The sequence below is a fragment of the Candidatus Hydrogenedentota bacterium genome (assembly GCA_016791475.1).
Taxonomy (GTDB): domain Bacteria; phylum Hydrogenedentota; class Hydrogenedentia; order Hydrogenedentales; family JAEUWI01; genus JAEUWI01.
Genome location: JAEUWI010000309.1, coordinates 1 through 614, shown reverse-complemented (window position 1 = coordinate 614; position 614 = coordinate 1). Strand labels below are relative to the sequence as shown.

General features: G+C 73.1%; 1 protein-coding gene. It reads right to left on the bottom strand.

Translation table 11 applies throughout. The features are described from left to right. On the bottom strand, positions 1–614 hold a 614-nt coding region (locus JNK74_29375), incomplete at both ends, for an acyl--CoA ligase (protein MBL7650286.1).

The window sequence follows — 614 nt, the reverse complement described above, 5'->3', positions numbered from 1 at the left end:
GAAGGCGAGCGCGGGGGCGGCGGGATCGGCCGCGAGGGCGACGGGCTTGCCGCCCTCCTTCAAGAAGGTGCGGAGCTTGGCCTTCTGGATCTTGCCGCTCGTCGTCCGCGGGAGATCGGCGAGGGGGACGAAGGACGCGGGCTGCTTCGCGCGCGAGAGCTTCGACGCGCAGAGCTCGGCGAGCTCGATGCGGACGGCGTCGAAGGACGCGCCCTCCTTGTGGCACACGACGGCGACGACGTCCTCGCCCATCACGGGGTGGGGCACGCCGACGACCGCGACGTCGCGCACGGCCGGGTGCGTCGCGACGACCTCCTCGACGGCCGCGGGGCTCACGTTGACGCCGCCGCGGATGATGAGGTCCTTCTTGCGGCCCGTGATGCGGAGCCGGCCGGCGACGAAGCGACCGACGTCGCCCGTCCGGAACCAGCCGTCCTCGAGCAGCGTCGTCCAGTCGAGGTTGGTGGCCCCGGGGATGTGCCCGTTCCGGGAAACGCCGACCTCGGCCACGTCGCCCCGGTACTCCTCCGGCGCCCGGGCATCCACGATCCGGAGCGACTCGTCGCCCGACCGGTTCCGGATCTCGGCGGCGCCGATCAGGACGTCGGGCCTGA